Source organism: Paenibacillus sp. FSL L8-0158 (assembly GCF_038592965.1).
In the GTDB taxonomy this organism is placed as follows: Bacteria; Bacillota; Bacilli; order Paenibacillales; family Paenibacillaceae; genus Paenibacillus; species Paenibacillus polymyxa_D.
In genome coordinates, this window is sequence record NZ_CP151949.1 from 2,304,113 (window position 1) to 2,323,802 (window position 19,690).

Genomic DNA, 19,690 nt, shown 5'->3' on the forward strand with positions numbered 1-19,690 from the left:
GTATATCCTTTTGGGTAATCTTGTGATTATACAGATTACTGAAAGGGAGCGATACATATGAGCTACACATATGCAGGAGGCGCACGCTTTGAAGGAAAAACGGCTCTGATCACGGGGGCTGGTTCTGGCATTGGCAAGGCAACGGCCATTCAAATGGCTAGAGAAGGAGCGAATGTCGCTCTTTTTGACGTAAGTAATGAGCGTATTTTGGAGACAGAAAGAGAAATTAATGCTATACGTGAAGGGTCAGCGCGGGCATTTGACGTGGACATTGCCGATCCGGTGCGTGTGGAAAAAGCAGTTCTGGAAGCGGTTGAATTATTTGGCGGTCTGCATATCATTTTTGCTAATGCGGGGATTAACGGAGTCGTCGGACCGATCGAGGATCTGAGCATTGAGGATTGGCGGCAAACATTGTCCACGAATCTGGACGGTACCTTCCTGACGGTGAAGTATACAATTCCACATTTGAAAAAGAACGGTGGCGGCAGCATTATTATTACCAGTTCCATTAATGGAAATCAGCGCTTTACCAGCTTTGGGATGTCAGCCTACAGCACATCGAAGGCGGGTCAAACTGGTTTTGCTAAAATGGCTGCACTGGAGCTGGCTAAGTTTCGTATTCGTGTCAATGTCATCTATCCGGGTGCCATTTCGACGAATATTGATGAAACCACGGAGAAGTCGGAAGGGTTAAAGCAAATTACCATCCCCGTCAAGTTTCCTGAAGGAGGGCAACCGTTGGCAGATGGACCGGGTCAACCCGAGCAGGTAGCTGATTTGGTAACATTTTTGGCCTCAGATCATTCGCGTCACATTACTGGCGCACAAATTGTCATTGACGGGGCAGAGTCGTTATTGTTTTAGAAATAGAGCATTGTCTGGGACAGAGAAATGTTTTGTGGTATCCTGAGTGTATGTCTTGGTTACGGTGCAAATGTGAAGCTCACATAAAAACCCTGGATCTTTCGCACCTCGAAATTTGTCGAAATGGTTTTAAATTAGCTTTCTTCGTTAGAAGTCAATAGTCGATTCAAGCTTTTTTGGCATCGTTTTTTTCGGAAATGCATGGAATTGATATCATTAGGGTATTAATTCCTTCATTTTCGCTGTCGTCGCACTCTATATGAGTGCGTGGATTGAAATTGACCCGGCATATCAGGCTGCTTTGCGCGAGGCACGTCGCACTCTATATGAGTGCGTGGATTGCGAATTTGTTGGCTGGTAAAAGGTTTGGTTTAGAACAAGTCGTGGTTCAGTACAGTCAGCATTTTTATTTTATAAACGAAGATTTGCACGAGGAGGATTATATGAATAAAAATGATGATCGTCATGATAACACCCCAGAATAAAGAAGGCAGTCGAAAATATAGACATACTCTTGATAAACTTTCTAATACATAAATAATCAGTCAAGTAAAACGCCGTTCGGAACGGAGAAAGCAATCACTATTTATCAAGTTTGTCCCTAATTGACAATGGAGTAGGTTGGGGTATTTTTATGAACGTAAGGAATTTGAAACTCACAAATCTAATATTTAATAGTAAAGCTGATCCTTTCTAGGATCAGCTTTACTATTGACCCATTCCACTCTACAAGTAAAAGTACTTTTTTACTTGTGAGTCTTTAGCGTTCTGCCCTTAAAGAGAATATACGACAGTTCATGTTTGATAATTTTATTATTCTCTATTGTTTTCACATAATCTATGTCATCTTCGCGAGTTACAATTTCATCCTTATCTATACTGGGCCTTTTACGATTTCTATTTTCCCCGGCCGTGCTATTGTCAGAAAAAATAAAAGTGGTATTTAAATCTTCAATGCCCTCACTAATCTTTTTCCCTGTCATATTCTTAGCTGTAATGGCCAGATGAATTTTTTCTCCCATGGTCAATTTGTACGATAACAACTGGAATGCATTTTCATTATCCACTTGTTCTCTAAAATGATCCAAATCTTCTACATTCTCCATCAAAGGTGTCTTCATTAATTCTTTCCCAGAGAGGGAATACAGTTTATTTTGCTGATCCCATTCCTGGTGTATGTCTAAGTGCTTAGTAAGTACCCCTAAAGGGACAAACATCGCATTTTTATAAAGCACAGGGACGGTATCCATCACGGACGAGCTCGAGTCGGTAACAATCTCAGTGGAGTTCATTTTAAACTCAACCTTGTGTGTTCCAAACTTAATTGTAGCCGTATTAGAAGTTGGGTTAAACGTAGTCTGTCCTCCCAACAAATCATTTATGGATCTCAAAGGTACCATATAGCGATTATTCTGATCAATATAAGGTGCTTTGGGGGCTGTGAACAAGACATAGTAATTGTTAATCTTCAAAAATGGAGTGTTTGGAGTTATACTCTGAGCTGACATTTTTCCTATATAGGGTAGAGAAAAACAAAGAAACAATGCACCTATAAGCATAATTCTGAACAACATCTTTCCCATAAAAATATCCTCCTTAAAAGAGAGGGGCTAGCAGCCCCTCATGGAATTCAATCTAAAAATATATTATCTGTTTCCTCTCCTCCATGTACGTAATCCACTACAACTTTACTCCGTGGCATAGAACAATAATCATAGGTTTGACTGTTTCGCCAAGGAATATTATCTTCTGAATCTTTACCAATGTAGGATGTAGCCCAACGAACTCTTCTAATGTATGATCCGTCATTATAGTCTTGTCGATCTTGTAGTCAGAAGGGACATAAAATTTCATTTGTACTTCTTGATCAGGCTCAAAGCGTGGCTTAAAAGTATAAGGCTCTTTTACACCTTCAATGAGCATGAAAGGAGCCCAGTCATTACATTCTGTACTATGCTGCAAACCAACATCAACTGCCAGCCTGGAAGAAATAAGGGACGTTATTGATCTCTATTTCATTGACCCTAGTGGAGTACAACCTAAGCAGAAAGTCCTCTCTATCCTGCGGTAGCATCTCGCAGAGGCTGACCAGAAGATCGGTGGGTTACAGCAATTCCGCGCTGATTTACAGGCCAACATCGAACGCTTCGAGCGCTGGTTCAAGGTAAGAGAGTAGCATTAATTTTTTCCTAGTTGCTCAGGGCGCACAGCTGGCGTCCCGGCCGGTTGAGACAGTAATGAGCAGGGGAATTGTTGCAACCATTTTATGGGATGATGCATCTGTCGAAAGCGTCGTCATGAACGAAGGCTTCTTAGAGAAGCTTGGAACAGGTGGTGTTCACATCTCGATGACAAGTGGACTCGCCCGTTCCTATGTCAAGTCTATTGTCGACCTTTTGAGCATTGAGCAGAGACAAGACTAACATCAAAATCCGGTGCGCGTTCACGAGATAATACCCGCTTTATTAAGCAATTCCAGTCTACAGATGTTAAGAAATTCATAGTACGGGGACAACCTGTTCAAAACCTGAGAAAAGACTAAGCTAACGGAGAACGTTAGTTTAACTTCGAAGAGGCTGCGCCACACGGTAGCCCCAACTTATTTTTTATCCGAAAAAATCATGTTAAACGCCAAGATTCACTGGTCTATTCAGTTAATTCTCCGATGCTCCTGACGGATGTGTCGGAGGAAAAGAACATATTACGTATCGGGTTCGCGGATTTCGCGGATTTTTGTTTTTATCGTGATACATGTTCTTTCCCAAGACATGAATCGGTACCCGAAAAGGACAAGAACTTATAATCTTATCCCATCCCTTTTTGCCTACTGGCGCCTCCTGATAGAAGCAATAGACTTGAACATCCGTTGAGGCTGTTAATTTTGCGGGATGGGAACGACCTCCTTGCGCACCTCGTCCGGCTGCGTCACGGTTAGCTTTCCAGACGAGTCGGTCACGGAACCGCCGACTGTATGCTCGAAGCCGATCCGGGTGACCTTCCCGTCCAGTCCGATCAGGCCGCTTTCCTCGGTGCTGGAATCTCCGGCAATGCCTCTGCTATAGAATACCAGCGGCTTGTCGATTTTCGGCGTCGGACCCGTACGGTCCTTCAGCTTTTCCTCCAGCAGCAGTTGAAAGCTATCTCCAATGCTTCCGTCAAAATGGGCCTGCCATGTCGCGACAAGGAAATCGTCCTTGTATTCGTAATAGGTCGCCGTCTCATTGCCCTCGATGGTGAAGAAGCGGAGTGCCTCTCCTTCGGGAAAGAGGAAGGCGGTGCTGTAATCCTCGGATTCGTGGAGCGTCCGCAGTGGCGTATGCTCGTAATGGGTTCCAGAGAACATCGCTTCCATGACCAGATTCCTGCTTGCGGCCAGATCGCCGGTATAGAGCGCGTCCCGCTGCTTATCGGAGAGTGGCGACTCGATGGCGACAGTGTTGTTTTTCCATTCCACCTTGTAGCCGTACTGCTCGGAGACGAAGCGCAGAGGCACGTAGACGCGATTATGGACGGCCTTCGCTGGCACGTCGAGCGAAATCGGACCCGACGAGGACGAGTTATTCCCAAACGTCTCGGTCGCGGCCGTCTTCTTCCCGACGGTCAGCTTAATCGTCTGCGACCATTTTCGGACGACCACGGTGTCCGTTTTCGCATCCCAATCGACGGCGGCGCCCAGTGCTTCGGAGACAGCTCGGATCGGCACGAGCACCCGTCCCTGATCGTAGATGGGGGGACTGTCGGTCGCGATCGGCTTGCTCCTCACCGTAATGCCAATATCCACGGTGGCGAATGCGGTTGTACCGACGGATAATGCACCGATGACGGCGAATGTGCATAGAAGCTTTTTCATAGTATCCACTCCTGTTCTCATGACGGCAGCGTTCTTTCCGAATGCATACCAGCAATCTTTATTCGTATGTTAGACGCGGGTGAACTTGAAAAAGTTTCCATCCATAGATTGGCTGACCACAGACTCATGGATCAGCTGCCTTGTTGCGCTAAACATTCCTGTAGAGCTTATTCTCTATATAAAAAAGACCACTTCAAGGTTGAAGTGGTCTGGTGTTCTGATCCCATTTACTCTGCAAGTGACTCAATCAATTTTGGAAAAGAGCCTCCAGCTCCTTTAGTAATTTTTCAGTTCTAAAATTGGTTGCGGCCATGTCCATTACACTCAAACAGATTTATATACAAAATTATAGCCAACTTAATATTTGGTGCTGATAGTGTGTACATACAATAAAGTTGTGTACTAAATTCCATAATTTTAAATTTATTCATTAGAAAAAATAGTACTCATCCTGCGTTACTCCACAAATGCGCCCGATTGTGGTATAAGGGATGACTCTAGGTATTGCATTTACATCGTTAAGCACAAAAATAAGATTTTAAAAACAGGAGTATTATTGATTGTTTCCAAACTGGATTTTACTTTTCCATTACGAATTGCACTTTCAATTGTCTTACGTAACCCTGATAAAATAAATTAAATATTTTGAAATAACAAAAAGTAAACACCCTATAAATCCTTATAAAAATCTTTAAAAATGCATATTTTACACTAAAAAATTTGCTTAAAATGAAACCGTACTACAAATCTTTGTTATTGACTAACAGGCTACTTCATCGATTCTAAAGCAATTGTTAGCAAAGAAGGAGAAGACATTATGAACAAAATAGTTGGAAAAGTTGCTGTTATTACTGGAGCAGGTGGCGGATTAGGTAAATATATTGCACTTCGTTTTGCAGAAGAAGCTGCTAAACTGGCATTATGTGATATCAATGCAGAAGGGCTTAACGAAACTACTGAATTATGTAAAAGCAAAGGTGCAGATGTATTTGCAAAAGCATTTGATGCTACTGATCTTAAACAGTCAACAGCATTTATTTCGGATACGGTTGCACAATATCAAACTGTAGATATTTTAGTAAATTTAGCGATGGCGATTGAGCCACCTCATTCGTTCTTAGATCATACGCGGGAGACTCTAGAACGAAGCTACCAGACGGGTCTTGTTACAACATGGGACTTTATGAAACTTTGCTATCCATACCTGAAAGAAAATGGTGGTAAAATCATTAACTTTGGCTCTGGAAGTGGGAATGAAGGACAAGAAGGCTATGCAGCATATGCAGCGATTAAAGAAGCAATTCGTGGTCTTTCGAGAGTAGCTGCGCGTGAATGGGGACCTGACAATATTAATGTAAATGTCGTAAACCCAGGTGCCATTACAGATGCGATTCAAGCATATTTAGACCAAATGCCTGAAGGTCAACGAGATCCACTTTATTTAGGTTTCTCACAAACTGCTATAAGAAGATTTGGCACGCCTTACGAGGATATTGCACCTGTCGTACTGTTTTTAGCGAGTGAAGACTCTAGACACATTACGGGACAAACAATCAATGTAGATGGCGGTGTCATTATTAACGCTTAATACCTTAAATGAAATAGATGGTGCATATTGCGATCTATGCTATTAATAGGTATGGGTTAATGGAGAGATAGACGCATCTAATAAGAAAAAACTGCTAATCTGCAATGGATTAGCAGTTTTTTTCGTGAACAATCAATTAATGATTGAGTGTATTTTTTCGGTACTGATTTGGTGTTACACCCGTAAATTTTTTAAATAGGCTTGAAAAGTGGCTTTGGTTATTGAAATGAAGCAACATACAAATGTTGGCTACAGAATAGTCCGTTTGGATCAATAATTTTTGTGCTTCTTTTATTTTTTCTTCTTGGATATATTTTCCGATAGGTTTGTTTGTTTCTTTTTTAAAGAGCTGCGATAAATAAACTGGATTTAAATGGACGAGGTCTGCTAAATCCTTTATCGAAATTTGTTCAAATATATGATTGAATATATAGTTTTTACAAGTATTCACAGCCTTAGAATGTGCACTTTCCCTATTTTCATTCATACGGTCAACTAATGAAAATAATAAGTTATCACCAATTAATAAAACTTTTTGTAGGTCAAACGTTTCTTCAACTTTTTGAATGCTAATATCGCTCATTGTATAGGCAATTTCAGGATAAAGACCGCCTTCAATAGCTGCCCTCGTCGCAAGTGCAATATAAATGATGATTTGATTTTTAATGTTACGAAGGTGGCTTTTTTTCGAAAGTTGACTCAATCCCTCCATTTCAATTGATTCTAAATGCTGTAACAGCTTTTCCTTCTTGCCTTCTTTCACATATTGCCATATTTTCTGCTCAGTTTTATGGTCTAAATGAAAAGACGTTTCCAGACGAAGATGCCGTATTGCTTGTTCAATATGAGTGGGTTCAATTTCGTTAAAATTCATTAATTGAGATCTCACTATTTCTTCATCCATAGGCTCTTGGTAGATTAAAAAATACGTGAGTGAACAAAGCGATACAATTTGTTTTTGGTTTAACAGCTCTAATTGACTGTAATAATGGCATAACTCTTGCTGATAACTAGAGGATATTTGATGATCATGCATAATACCATTTACGGTGTTCTCGGTAACCTCAAAGGAAGTGAAAGGTCCGATTATTATCGTTTCTGTGGAAGATGAATGAAATACAATGAGCGTTTCTAGATAGTTTGTTATTCTAATCAAAGGAACGTTTTGTTGATCGCCAGGTTGAATGAGCCTGTTTATAAATGTTTCTATTGAATCAAAAAGAGGATGTCTTAGCTGTTTTCCACTTCTAGTAATACGATGACTTTTATTCTTAAAATAAAAAGAGGAATATTGTATGTGTCATAGATCAATTGAGAGATATATTCTAAGTTTTGTTTCACCATTATTGCCACTCCTAAATTGATTAAGTAACCTTTCAGTCAATAACTAAGATTTATAGTATAACCTCATTATTGCTATAGACCATGAGTTTCTATGATTGACGTTGAAGTACCCATAACATCGATCACTTTTTCTTTTGGAGATCCTAGAGTAAAAAAAAATGGTGTTTTCTTCTGTAACCCTCTATGGACAATAAAGTAGAGTTCTTGGTCTCACAAAATCATCATTTTCATTCGAGCATATACAATAATATTGAGTTTTGAATTAATTATCAATTACCCTTATTGCTCTAAAAGAGTTCTTATGATGTAACCTACCGTCGGGTCTCTTTAATTTTGAGAACACAACTTTATTGTATTTTTTTCAGTTAGAACTCAACTTTATTGTTCAGAACTCATCTTTATTGGGTTTGATCAGATAGCTCCTGCAAAGGCCTAATTCCTTGAGCTCACCGTGCAGTCTGACGGAAGAACAACATGTCTTCCACGCTTTCATGCCGCTGCTCGCCTTCTTACAATCCATAGGCTCCCAACCGAAAACATAAAAAACCGAACCTTTTTTCCATCGAGCGACAATATAGGGTGTAAGCTGCTTACTCAGGAGGGCCCTCTGAATGCAAAGTGAATCTATGTACCACGTGCTCACAAAAATGATCGAAGGAGATCAGCAGGCGTTTCATACGTTGTATGATGCCACCTACAAGGATGTCTACCGGACCGTCTCTTTTCTGGTGGATCATCCGCAGGATCGCGAAGATATTATGAATGAGATCTACATGCAAATGTGGACCTCGCTTCCCAACTACGATCCGAATCGTCCTTTCCACTTCTGGCTGCACGGCTTGGTCATCCGACAAGTGCAAAGATTCCGGGTGAAAAGCTGGAGGAGATTCCGAATTTTCGAACGCATCCGTGTCTTTTCTCGGGAAGAGTATCATTGGGATCAGCCCACGTTGAGGATGGATGGGACAGACCCCGAGATATCGAGGGCCATGCACAAGCTGACCGATAAACAGCGAACGGTGATCATCCTCCGCTTTTATCACGATTATACGCTGGAGGAGATTGCGACATTACTCGATATTCCGCTGGGTACAGTCAAGTCCAGATATCATGCCGGCCTGCAGTCGCTTCGAAAACAATTGGGAAATCTCCCGTTGGAAAGGATGGAAAAGAACAATGCCTATTGAAAGTCAAATCAGCGAGTACCTGCACCAAGAGGCAGAGACCATGGAATGTCCCCCGGCTGTTTCCAAACGAATCGAACAATCCTATTCTCAATACGTACAACGGCAAAGGAGCAAAAAAACGATGAAAAAACGATTGATCGGCGGCATTGTTGCTGCAGTAATTATGATTCCAACCGCGGCATTCGCGGCCCCTCCCCTGATTGAAATGATTACGAGGACACCGATGACAGCCCAACAAGTCAAGATGGATGCGGTTGGCCAAGCAGCGCTTGAAAAGTTGTATCGCTCTTATCCGGAAACCAAGTCGTTTGAAATTATCGACGCCAGCCAGATTGGAGGAGACCCCACGAATACAAGTCAGGGGAAAGCCATTCAAACAAGCATCGTGCTGCAGGAAAAGGGAGCTCACGGCAAAAAGATCCGACTTGATTTGAACGGTATCACGGGTGAAATCGAACAAGTGAACCAAGAGAATTGGGAGCCTCAGGAGAAGCCGGTCATCTCCTTAACCGATCAAGAAATCAAATCGAAAGTAGATGACCTCATTAACAAACTGTACGGCAGCTCCAGTAAGTACGAATGTAACATGGAGCCGATGCAGAACCCGGACCAAAAAACATTTATATTGAACTACACCGAAAAGGGATCAACAACGCCGTTTTATCAGGCATTCGTTCAAGGGAATACGATCAGCGTTTCTCTGATCGGAGGCGGCCCTGCTCCATCCGTGGAAGGCTTTTTCATGACTAAAGGCAAGCCTGACTATACTGCGGATGCCTTTTTAAACGATGAAGAGCTCTTTTCTTTACTTCACATGAGTCCAGCAGACTTGAAACAAGAATTGGCAAAGGGGGCATCTGTCGTCGAGATCGCAGCATCTAAAAAGATTTCCAAACAACAAGTCATGGACATAATCGCAAGTACGCAGGCAAAAAAACAAATCCAAGCCGATCCGCATGGTGCAGCTACTGATGACGATCGTACGCTGGAACTATTGAAACGGATTCTGGAACCCAAAGTATTGAAAGTGATTGAACACAAAACGGAAACGCCTTGGTAGGAAGACAATACAGGCGCCAGAAATGGCGCCTGTATTTTATTTTTTAGATATTCTTACATTGCATTCGAAATGCAATAATGGCTTCTTTACAGTCAAAAAATAGGGCATGGGTTGGTTGTTTATGGTCATCATTGATACAGAAGGGAAAGTTCATTTTGAGTCAATTTGAAGACGAAGAAATGCCGGCAGAATAGGCAAAAATCTGACTGCCGAGTGATTGGGACAACGTGCTGAAGCTTTTGGAGAAGTAAACGTCCATGAGCCGCCGAAGGATAAGCCCGAATAAGGCCGTTTTTCGGAAATGGACATAGAAAAGCGGGGATCAGCCAGTTGGCCAAATCTTTGCTTTTTTGCATTGTTCCACGGAAGGCTATTCGACACTGAAGGCTGTGGTACGAAGATCAAAAAGCCCATGTAAATTCCTCCCTGAAAAAAATATACGAGATTATAATTGTTGAAAAATCAAGTTGTCATGGGGAAGGTGCATCTTCCTAAATTACGCATTTAACAAAAAAAAGTGCTATATACTCAATTCCGGAATATTCGCTATTGATTAATTGAATACGTTGGAAAAAATATCAAGTTACCTATATAATTAACATGGATATTCCAAAAAAAATATAAAAAATTAGTTGTAAATTACAAAAAAAGATTAGTAACTATTTGCATACAAAGATTATACATCAATAGAATAAAAATTAAAGGATGGAGGGAATTACAAATGTAGAAAACATGGTTTACTATGCTTGCTACACTTACAATGGTTGCTGCTTTAGGTGCTTCTGTATCCGCCGCTTCGGTTCCTGCCGCTAGCAAATAACTAAAGATCAGGCGACTCCTTCTGTCGAAGTTCTGCCAGTAGGAACTGGAAGTAACGAAAAAGCGGTAGATAAAATTGGTATTGTAGATAATATGAATAAACCAGTTATAGAAACAACGAGTGATGCTAAAGTCGAAATATTAGATCCAGCAACAGATAAGACGTCTGCTCTTGATCCTAAGAAAATAAGCACTTCAAGCAGCTTAGGGTTATTCAGCATTACGTACCCAACCTCGTTCTGGAACATTAACAGCCAAGGTACTTATATTGCTGAATTTTCAGGTGTAAGAGACACTATTTATACTCACTACTATTTCCCTACAAACAGCTCAGGAGAAATAAAAATTAGAGGAGCTGTGAATGGAGGATTACCCACATTCGGGAAGCTATACCATTACTGCATATGAATTAGGCAGTAATAACGCTGTGTCCAGTTCCACTTTTAAAACAGGTGAGCGCATTTTTGTACGCATTTACAATTTAAATAAAAATAAAAATTATTTCTTTGGTGTTCATATAACAGTGCTAATACCATAAGCGGGGCCTTATCCATCGACCACAGCTAATTGTATAAACGATAAAACAAGGGTCCAACAAAAAGGAACCTGTGTTTTTCTTTATGTTACGCAGGCAATGTGTAAGGTTGGATAATAGAAAACTTCGGAAAATGGTGCTGTACATTTTCCAAATCTTTTCTACATAAATGAATTATTATGGAGGTGCTAAATGGCTTTTCTAGAAGATAGTTCTAAAAAAGAAGAAATTCAAGAACGCTATGAGCAATTATGGAGTGAACTTTTAGTTAGAGATGAGGAAGAAGCAGAACATGTTATAAAGAAATTAGAATATGAGTTGTTGCCTACCCGTCAGAGAATCCTAAGACGATGCGGGGAAATCCTGTCTCCATTAAAAAAACGTTTTATCTGGATTATCCTTTTTAGTGTGATTGGGTTCTTCCTTTTAGCTTACGTATTATTTATATATGTATCTTTGTGGGTTGAAGATTATTAAGGACGTTTCTGTGAAACCGGAAGAGTCTTTTTTTATGAGCCTGTTGAAACCCTAAATGTTGGTTTTAACCAGCCGGGATATCTGTAAAAAATAGACTCGCTGATCGGCAAGTAAGGGAGCGAGCAGGACAAGAGTGGGGGAAACAGGCTCATGCTACTGGCTCTAAGGCGGCAAGAGCGGCCACCTAAGAGCCAGTACGCACCGCTGGGCCGCTACTCACGCCGATAACTAGAGCGCCTACGCCGGGAGAAATCGTCCGGCCAAGGCGCTCTACGTTCCTGGCGCTCGCTTAACGCAACCCACGGAGCGAAGGACCTTGAAAAGGGATTAGGGAGGGCAAAAAACACCATGAACGCTACATTTCGCTCATCATCTCAAAACATATGAATTTTTTGGTATAGATTAGAAACTTTCGAATTATTTCATACGTCTTATGTAAGGATGCTTATTGAAAAAGGAGGTAATTTATCTTGAAAAAGGTTATTGTGTTTGTGTTTTTCTTCGTACTTATGTTTCAATCCTGGACGATTGCTGATGCTGCCAATCCGATATCCGTTAACGCGGTGAATGTGAATGGGAAGTTTATAGCAACCGATGTTTCACCTATTATTAAGGACGGGCGTGTTTTGGTCCCTATACGCACGCTTGCTTCACTGGGGGTAACCTATCACTGGGATAGTAAAAGTCAATCTGCTTTCATCACAAAAGGCACAGATCAAATTAAGCTGACGGCCAACAAAAAGGAAGCATTTAAAAATAACAAAGCAGTCCAGGTTGATGTCCCTGTCCAAATGACTCAGGGAAGGATATTGGTACCTATTCGTTTTGTGTCGGAGAATTTTGGCTACAAGGCAAGCTATGAGAAGCTTCGGTCTATTTTATTTATTCAAGACGGTAATTATAAGGTCGATCAAGAGAGCTTACAGGCAGAAGATTTACAAGCAGCGCGTGAGGCAGCTATATCGTTGCCGGTTCAATTTTCTTTCAAATCGCTTTCTTCTTTAGAAAAACCTGGGGCTAATAAAGAATACAATTACATTTTCCCAAGAGGGGATTCTTCCAGATACATGTATGGAAACAATGTTGGTAATACGGTAGTTGAAGTTAAAGATGGAGTGGCCAAGGCAGTCTGGCAGTTTACTGTATCCAGGGGTCTGGAAGATATTGCATCAAGTGCTGGAAAGAGACCTAGCTATAATTACGTTCAATGGGTGACTGATATCTTGATGTTTAATGATGAGCATGGAAATATCAAAGCTGTATACAAAGATGATAAAGGTCAACAAAAAGATCTCACTGCAAAGGCGAAATCCTATACAGATATTATCCAACCTATTCCTAATGAGACGAGAAAACACTAGCTAATACTGAATCGATGTATTAATACTACTAAGCTCAATTTAGTTTGAAATGCTGACAAGAAGACACTATTGAGGTGAATATAATTATGAATACATTTTTCAAAGCGGCTTTTGCATCAACAATATCTTTTAGTATGCTTGCTAGCGGTGTTTCTGGAGCAGCCTCCAAGTCCATTATTGTGCAAGTGAATAACGTACCCATGCCAGGGGATGTAGACCCCTATGTTCAGAATGGTTCCACATTAGTAGCATTGAATATGATAAGATCGATTCCTGGTGTAACGATCAACTGGAACAATACTTCTAAAACGGTAACTGTAGATAATAACGGAACAAAATCAACACTGGTGGCTGGTAAAAAAGAGACAATGGTAGGTGATAAAAAAGTAACGCTGTCTACCTCTTCTGCAATGAAAAATGGTCGTGTTATGGTACCGCTGCGTTTCATTGCAGATGCGTCCGGTTCTCAAGTGTACTGGGATGCCCCAGATCGTACAGTTTACGTAGCTAAGCCGACAGAAGAGATGCTGAAAGAAATCCAATCTAGCGATATTTCTGTAGCTCGTCATGGTGCATACAGTCTTCCACGTATTGCCAAAGTTAATGTACTGTCAGGTAAAGAAGGGGATAGTATGGCTTATATTCGCTACTTCCCAAAAAACCAATCCAGTGAATTTTTTGAACAACACATGGACATTGTGAATTACTATCGTATCATTGACACGCATGTAGAGCTGCTCTGGTCTGCAAGGCTGAACCTGCAACAGGAAGCTAAAAATGCAAGCCTGCCGTTCCTCACCAACAAAATTGTTGAACAAAGCGGCAAAATGCCAACGATCCAAAAGGGCGTAGTTTATTATAATTATAGCGTTCCGGGTGGCACCACGTTCGGGACTATTGATAAAGCTGGCAAAAAAACTCGTCTGGGGGAAGCGACTGAAGATCAGGCGAAGCAAATGTTTTTCTCTATTCCAGAAGAAGAACAGCTATAAAAGGGAACTTAGGGAACCGACTCTTAAGGAGGAAACTATGAAATTCGTGCAGATTATGTCTGTAGGTGCGATAGTGATGTTAGTGATTTCAGGGTGTAGTGGTAAGGCAAGCTCAAATCATCAACTACCTCAGACCGAAGTGAATAATACCGGGGTAAACAGCACAAAGGAAGGTGTAAAAAAAGTAGACGAAAAAGCAACTGTAGAAACATCTAGAGCAACTGTTAAAAAGGTGAATACCTTAGATTATTCTCAGTATGATAATAACCAAGACAAATCTAAGGTTGTAGTTTCGGGGAAACAGATTGTATGGAAAAATAAAGACGTTACTTTTACAGCAAAATTAACTAACGCTAAAGGGGAAGAAGCCGCCGAAGCCAATGAAGTTGTGAATTCTATGAAAATAAAAGGTAAGCGTGGAGAGCAACTCGTTAAGCTCAACCCACGACCTTTGAGAGTTAACTCACTTTCCTTATCTAAAAGCAACCAGGTAGCTCTTCATGTAAGCGATCACGAGGGGAGTAGACTTATTTTAATTAATTTATCCGATGGGACTCAAACTATTGTAAACATGTTTGAGATGAATAGTGACGGAGCCGGGAGCGAAAAGATTGATGCCTATAACTGGTCGCCTGATGGAAAAAAGATTGCGTTTGGAATCGGTGATTTAGGTTCAAGTTATATCGGACTATACAATGTTGAGCGTAAGAGCTATATGCATGTGTCCGATAAGGACTTTACATTAATTTCATCTATAGTTTGGCATAAAGATGGGAAAAGTTTTGACTTTGTGAGTAAAGGTGACGATTCTCCACAAGCAGTACTCTATACTTACTCAGAAACAAAAAAATCAATTTTAAAGAAGGGTTCTCTAACTAAGAATGATGAGCAGAAGATATCTCAATTAACACCGAAATCTTGATTGACATATACAGAGAGAGTATTTTGAAACCGTATCATCTATATAGTCATAATTTTAAACTCCACTTTTTTCGACTTTAATGCACTCTATCAACATTATAGATTTACTTTTGAATATTTAATGATTGCTTGTGGCCAACAAAGGGCTGAAAGAGAATGTTGCTACGTTATGCTTATATGCGACCTCTTCAACCAAGAAATGATCGTTTTAAAGCGATCCAAGGAAGACGGCGTCGCTCTTGTACAAACCGAACAAAATCTTATGTTGTTCAGTTTGTGTTGATAATTGATACCAGACTTTTACAATGGTTGAAGTATAAATTTAGGTGGGAGTTGCTTATGAGAATTTCCATGAGTAAGTTACTAAAACGCTATGCAGCGATTTTGTTGGGCTACGCAATAGTTATAGGGTTATTTTACGCTTTGGGATATAAGATGAGCGCTATGGGAATCTATGCAATTTTGACAGGAATTGTGACTGGAGAAATAATCAACTTCGTATTATCAAAGCGAGAGAAATGAACCTAGGTATCCCCTGATTGCATCTACATCAGGGGATTTTTCATGTAATTAAAAGGTCCAACAGAGTTTCTGCATGGGACCTCTATATCATTACTGGTGAGAATCCACATGGGGAAATGAATTAGTCATGTCAACTCTGTGAAACCTTTTACTTGGATCAACCCAATCATTTCAGGATGCCACTCGTCCTACATGTCCCAATATGTGTAAGTTATGCTGAATTTTCGTTATAAACATTAGTTGCATAATATATTGACATATGGTTAATTATGGAGAAGAATAGAGGGTGATTTTTAAAATAATGGAATTTTTATGTGAAGGGTGGTTATGACTTGAAGCATACACCTACGATTTCAGCGGAGTTTGAGGATTATCTAAAACAAAATGATATGACATTGAGTCAATTTGCCGAATATTCAGGGGTTCATCAAAGAACGCTTAGTAATTGGATTACTCAGCATCGTCCTGTTTCCGTACAGCAGCTAGACCGAATTACTGCGGCTATGGATTTGCCAGAAGGCTATTTTTATGACCTATACATAGAAAATTACATCATTGACCTTTCCCCGAATTTTAGGCGAATCGAGCCATTATTGTATCGTTGTGCGGAGCTGGACAAGCTGGATGCAATCCGTCGAATGGTTGGACATATCATGGATAATCCGCTGTATGCGTCCAGGCTATTTGATGTTGCAGAAGCATTATTTGAACAGGGACGACATGCTGCTGCGCTGCCTCTCTATGAGAATGTCGCAGAAGTGGAGAAATATCAGCATTCTGAACGCTTGGCCACCTGCCAATATCGTATATTCACGATTCAAGTTGGAGCTGATCAAAGCCGAAATCTCAAGGCAGCCATACTATTTGAACCTTATGTCGAGCGTCTGGATGAAATAGTTCAGCTTGATGCATTAAAGGATTTGGCGAATGTGTATAGGTCTTTACGTAAATGGGACAAGCTTGATGCAACAGCTTGTAAAATGAGGGATAAAGCGAAAATTCAATACACTATGAAGCATAAGCAGGAAAAGCGAAAGGATTATGGCAAGAAAACAAGGAGTCCATTATTCGGTTACATCGCTTATGCTGACCTGTTGTGTGCATGTGTCTGTGAAGCTCAAGGCGATTATAAACAAGCTCTGCAATATACATACGCCTACGCTAATTTAGATTGGGTCATAGAGACAGACGAGGATACTCAGCACTGGGTCAATTTGTACAAACATTGGTCCGAAGGTAATACTTACGTTAATAAACTCTTATCTGGAGATACAGGTGTGCTTGCGGATTATGTTGAATACATTGCATCAACAAATAAAACAAATAAAGAAATGGTCACCAAACTGCTAAATGTTTTGATGGCTGCTAACCGATATCAGATTGATGTAGATAAAATACTTCGGCGTTTTGAAACTGAAGTTAGTTCTCTCACTCAGCCGGAAACGTTGTTTGATGATATGTATACTAATCAAGTAATACCAGAGCAATGTGCACGTTTTGGATATGAATTGGCTTATTATTATTTACATCAAGGTATATATAGTGATGGTTTTAAATATTTGATGTATGCAATGGTAAGTTATCATACACTAAATAATGAGACTTATTTTATAAATTGTATGGGGCTGTTTTTACATTTTCGGGATTATGCGGTTCTTGAAACCAAAGCAGATTTTTTAAATCTTATTGAAAAGGTGTGGTTAGAGAATGTTGAAAAAGATGGTACTGCTGATCATCGCGACTAGTTTTTTGTTTATTGCTACTGTGCCAGTTCAATCGCATAGTCACATTCAACTTAATGATCAAATTGGAGGTATGTAACAGAGGAGAAACACAAACAATGCTCTGCTAACTTTACAACTGACGATTATAAGGGTTCCAAAGTTTAACTTTGAACAACTTGAAACCAACTGAAAATAAACATATACCAAAAAAAAGTGCCTCTGGAATTCCAGAAGCGCTTTTTTTTGGTAAGCGTATTTTAAAAAAATCCAAAAATTTACGTTTTGCATTAAGATATGACACAGAAGGGGGAATCATGCTGATGAATCCAGGTGTGACTTTACTTCGTGTCGAACGGGCCAGAAAAAGACTGTACCAAGTCCAGAAGAAATACGGATTTTTAACGCATCCCAAAGTGATTGAACAATCCATAAAACTGGATAAACTATTGAATCAATACCAAACCTGCAAAATGAAATCTTAGCTAATATGTATGCTTGACGCGCTTTTAAAGCAAGAAGACGAACTCCAATCTCCAATCTCCAAACCCCAAACCCCGATAAAAATTCTAAATCCTATACTATAGAAGAGGTGGTAACGTTGTTGAACAAACGAAATCCTGTAACCCCTTTCGACTGGGAAATCAAACAAAAGCTAGTGAAAATTCAAATGGATCAGAGAACTTTTTGTGACACCTATCGTATTCCTGCTAGCCGCTTGTCCAATCTCATTCATGGAACACGCAAGGCAAAAAAGTATAGAGAACAAGTATGCCAATTGCTTGGGATCGAAGAATGACCAGCTCTCTCCTACAGGAATACAAGACATCCTAATGATATGTAAGCTACAGTGGCAAAGAACTCCGGGTTTATTTAATATAGATTATACATAGGATGCTTAATACAAGGAGTGGAAAGGGTCGATGGGGATGTTCTCCAGAATGGCAGAGCAGAAGATTGCCGAGGCGATGGCTAAAGGTGAGTTTGATCATCTACCGGGAGAGGGCAAGCCACTGGTCATCGAGGATTTGTCACATGTTCCAGAGGAGCTGCGGATGTCGTACAAGCTGTTGAAGAATGCAGGCATTTTACCGGAAGAGCTTCAGCTGCAAAAGGAATGTGTCCAGCTACGTGATTTGCTTCACGCTTGTCATGAGGCGGGAGAGCAAGAGCGGATCAGTCGCAGGCTGACTGAAAAATCACTTCGTCTCCGTATGCTGCTGGAGGAAAGACGGCTGAATACGTCGTCTGTATTTTATGAATATGAGTCCGCTATGCGTAAGCGACTGGAGGAATAGAAGCAAGAGGAGCGAAGGGCGGAAGGCCCTTGCCTGTACACTTTAATTTCTACGCTTTACCTCATTACTGTTGCAGTGCAGATAATCTCGTGAGGCATTGCTTCGTCAGGATGACGGATTCTTTGGGCAGTTTGTCTAAATGAAAGTCATCGATTAAATCTACTGCCTTCACAGGCTCGGGTGAATCCAGCAGCCCTGAAAAATAGGCGAGCCAGCCAATGACTGCTTCCGGTGAGACCCCTTGTCGACGCATGGCTCGGAGTGCTACGCCACCATGTCGTTTGGCCAGCCTTCGTCCATCAGGGCCTAGGACAAGGGGAACGTGTGCGAAACGTGGCGGCTGCAAGCCCAAAGCTTGGTACAGCAATAGCTGACGGGGCGTTGAATCGAGAAGATCATACCCGCGGAGTACGTCGGTCATATGCATATCCGCATCATCGACAACGACAGCCAGCTGATAGGAAAACATGCCGTCCGCTCGTTTGACGATAAAATCGCCGCCTTCTGCCGCACCGAAGGTCACATGACCTGCTACCTGATCATGAAACGAAATAACGGCATCTGGACTTTGCGGTACTTTAAAGCGAAGTGAAGGGAGTTTATGCTGTGCTTTGGCTACGGCATCTTGAGAGCTAAGATTACGACATGCCCCTGAATATGCGGGTCCTTCACCAGACAGTCCATGTGGAGCATGAGTGGCAGCCAGAATGTCAGCCCGACTGCAAAAACAAGGATATAGCAAATCATGCCCCTGTAGCTTCTCCAATGCAGATTGGAAGCGATCCAGCCGCTGGCTTTGAGTGTAGGGATCGTAGGAACCGCCTACGTCGGGTCCTTCGTCCCAGTTCAGACCGATCCAGCGCAAATCTTCCATTATCCCTTGCGCCAACTGGCTGCGAGCTCGCGTCATATCAATATCTTCTATGCGCAAAATATAGGTTCCGCCCAGGGAACGAACGTGCAGCCAGGATAATAAGGCAGTACGAGCATTTCCTAAGTGTATCCATCCCGATGGTGTTGGGGCAAATCGCCCTCTGATGGGTTGGGCCTGTAATTCCATACGAAAGTGACCTCGATTCTGTGTTCCGTCCTTCAGCAATCCATATCAACTATATTATAAAACGATCTTGCCGTGAGTGCATCCCGAT

20 protein-coding genes are annotated in these 19,690 nt (G+C 41.2%); 15 read left to right on the plus strand and 5 right to left on the minus strand.

The genetic code is table 11. From position 1 onward, the window contains the following. Window positions 1–57: 57 nt before the first annotated feature. The gene (locus NSQ68_RS10650; protein WP_023988269.1) at window positions 58–867 is read left to right on the plus strand and encodes an SDR family NAD(P)-dependent oxidoreductase; all 810 of its coding nucleotides are present in this window, start codon (window positions 58–60) and stop codon (window positions 865–867) included. A gap of 746 nt (window positions 868–1,613) precedes the next feature. On the opposite strand, the gene NSQ68_RS10655 is transcribed toward NSQ68_RS10650, so the two are convergent. Then, complete coding sequence (locus NSQ68_RS10655) at window positions 1,614–2,450, minus strand: copper amine oxidase N-terminal domain-containing protein (protein WP_069011424.1); 837 nt, start codon at window positions 2,448–2,450, stop codon at window positions 1,614–1,616. Window positions 2,451–3,044: 594 nt separating this feature from the next. On the opposite strand from NSQ68_RS10655, the gene NSQ68_RS10660 reads away from it, so the two are divergent. Next, window positions 3,045–3,290: an NAD(P)-binding domain-containing protein gene (locus NSQ68_RS10660; RefSeq protein WP_341011428.1), complete on the plus strand. Its 246-nt coding sequence runs from the start codon at window positions 3,045–3,047 to the stop codon at window positions 3,288–3,290. 452 nt (window positions 3,291–3,742) lie between these two features. On the opposite strand, the gene NSQ68_RS10665 is transcribed toward NSQ68_RS10660, so the two are convergent. Continuing rightward, a complete protein-coding gene (locus tag NSQ68_RS10665; RefSeq protein ID WP_029517069.1) occupies window positions 3,743–4,717 on the minus strand; it encodes a stalk domain-containing protein in 975 nt (324 codons plus the stop codon). Window positions 4,718–5,534: 817 nt separating this feature from the next. Between NSQ68_RS10665 and NSQ68_RS10670 the strand changes: the two genes are divergently transcribed. After that, entirely contained in the window at window positions 5,535–6,305 is a 771-nt protein-coding gene (locus NSQ68_RS10670) for an SDR family oxidoreductase (RefSeq protein WP_341039264.1), read from the plus strand. A gap of 136 nt (window positions 6,306–6,441) precedes the next feature. On the opposite strand, the gene NSQ68_RS10675 is transcribed toward NSQ68_RS10670, so the two are convergent. Continuing rightward, window positions 6,442–7,179, minus strand: a complete 738-nt coding sequence (locus NSQ68_RS10675; RefSeq protein ID WP_342428792.1) for a helix-turn-helix domain-containing protein — start codon at window positions 7,177–7,179, stop codon at window positions 6,442–6,444. Window positions 7,180–8,260: 1,081 nt separating this feature from the next. Between NSQ68_RS10675 and NSQ68_RS10680 the strand changes: the two genes are divergently transcribed. Then, complete coding sequence (locus NSQ68_RS10680) at window positions 8,261–8,836, plus strand: sigma-70 family RNA polymerase sigma factor (RefSeq protein ID WP_341039267.1); 576 nt, start codon at window positions 8,261–8,263, stop codon at window positions 8,834–8,836. Next, the gene (locus tag NSQ68_RS10685) at window positions 8,826–9,896 is read left to right on the plus strand and encodes a hypothetical protein (protein WP_342428793.1); all 1,071 of its coding nucleotides are present in this window, start codon (window positions 8,826–8,828) and stop codon (window positions 9,894–9,896) included. The genes NSQ68_RS10680 and NSQ68_RS10685 overlap by 11 nt, the downstream gene beginning before the upstream one ends. A 150-nt stretch (window positions 9,897–10,046) precedes the next feature. On the opposite strand, the gene NSQ68_RS10690 is transcribed toward NSQ68_RS10685, so the two are convergent. Then, window positions 10,047–10,310 (minus strand): hypothetical protein, encoded by a 264-nt coding sequence (locus tag NSQ68_RS10690; RefSeq protein ID WP_342428794.1) that lies wholly within the window; start codon window positions 10,308–10,310, stop codon window positions 10,047–10,049. A gap of 498 nt (window positions 10,311–10,808) precedes the next feature. Here NSQ68_RS10690 and NSQ68_RS10695 point away from each other — a divergent pair, with 498 nt between their 5' ends. The 10 genes from NSQ68_RS10695 to NSQ68_RS10740 all read left to right on the plus strand — a co-directional run bounded on the left by NSQ68_RS10695 (window position 10,809) and on the right by NSQ68_RS10740 (window position 18,542). Then, window positions 10,809–11,123: a hypothetical protein gene (locus NSQ68_RS10695; RefSeq protein WP_340955261.1), complete on the plus strand. Its 315-nt coding sequence runs from the start codon at window positions 10,809–10,811 to the stop codon at window positions 11,121–11,123. 319 nt (window positions 11,124–11,442) lie between these two features. Beyond that, window positions 11,443–11,727: a hypothetical protein gene (locus tag NSQ68_RS10700; RefSeq protein ID WP_029517074.1), complete on the plus strand. Its 285-nt coding sequence runs from the start codon at window positions 11,443–11,445 to the stop codon at window positions 11,725–11,727. Between the two features lie 470 nt (window positions 11,728–12,197). Then, entirely contained in the window at window positions 12,198–13,088 is an 891-nt protein-coding gene (locus NSQ68_RS10705) for a copper amine oxidase N-terminal domain-containing protein (RefSeq protein WP_342428795.1), read from the plus strand. Between the two features lie 86 nt (window positions 13,089–13,174). Next, window positions 13,175–14,080 carry a copper amine oxidase N-terminal domain-containing protein gene (locus tag NSQ68_RS10710; RefSeq protein ID WP_318626625.1) on the plus strand — a complete coding sequence of 302 codons (906 nt, stop codon included), beginning with the start codon at window positions 13,175–13,177 and terminating at the stop codon, window positions 14,078–14,080. Window positions 14,081–14,117: 37 nt separating this feature from the next. Continuing rightward, the gene (locus NSQ68_RS10715) at window positions 14,118–15,002 is read left to right on the plus strand and encodes a PD40 domain-containing protein (protein WP_069010249.1); all 885 of its coding nucleotides are present in this window, start codon (window positions 14,118–14,120) and stop codon (window positions 15,000–15,002) included. 338 nt (window positions 15,003–15,340) lie between these two features. Beyond that, window positions 15,341–15,523, plus strand: coding sequence for a hypothetical protein (locus NSQ68_RS10720; RefSeq protein WP_318626624.1), 183 nt, complete (start codon window positions 15,341–15,343; stop codon window positions 15,521–15,523). A gap of 332 nt (window positions 15,524–15,855) precedes the next feature. Continuing rightward, window positions 15,856–17,268: a helix-turn-helix transcriptional regulator gene (locus tag NSQ68_RS10725; protein ID WP_318626623.1), complete on the plus strand. Its 1,413-nt coding sequence runs from the start codon at window positions 15,856–15,858 to the stop codon at window positions 17,266–17,268. A gap of 293 nt (window positions 17,269–17,561) precedes the next feature. Next, window positions 17,562–17,729: an aspartyl-phosphate phosphatase Spo0E family protein gene (locus tag NSQ68_RS10730; protein ID WP_318627071.1), complete on the plus strand. Its 168-nt coding sequence runs from the start codon at window positions 17,562–17,564 to the stop codon at window positions 17,727–17,729. Between the two features lie 119 nt (window positions 17,730–17,848). Beyond that, entirely contained in the window at window positions 17,849–18,043 is a 195-nt protein-coding gene (locus NSQ68_RS10735) for an XRE family transcriptional regulator (protein ID WP_318626622.1), read from the plus strand. A gap of 124 nt (window positions 18,044–18,167) precedes the next feature. Beyond that, window positions 18,168–18,542 (plus strand): DnaJ family domain-containing protein, encoded by a 375-nt coding sequence (locus NSQ68_RS10740; protein WP_318626621.1) that lies wholly within the window; start codon window positions 18,168–18,170, stop codon window positions 18,540–18,542. A gap of 64 nt (window positions 18,543–18,606) precedes the next feature. On the opposite strand, the gene gluQRS is transcribed toward NSQ68_RS10740, so the two are convergent. Further along, window positions 18,607–19,602 (minus strand): tRNA glutamyl-Q(34) synthetase GluQRS, encoded by a 996-nt coding sequence (gene gluQRS, locus NSQ68_RS10745; RefSeq protein WP_342428796.1) that lies wholly within the window; start codon window positions 19,600–19,602, stop codon window positions 18,607–18,609. Window positions 19,603–19,690: the final 88 nt, after the last annotated feature.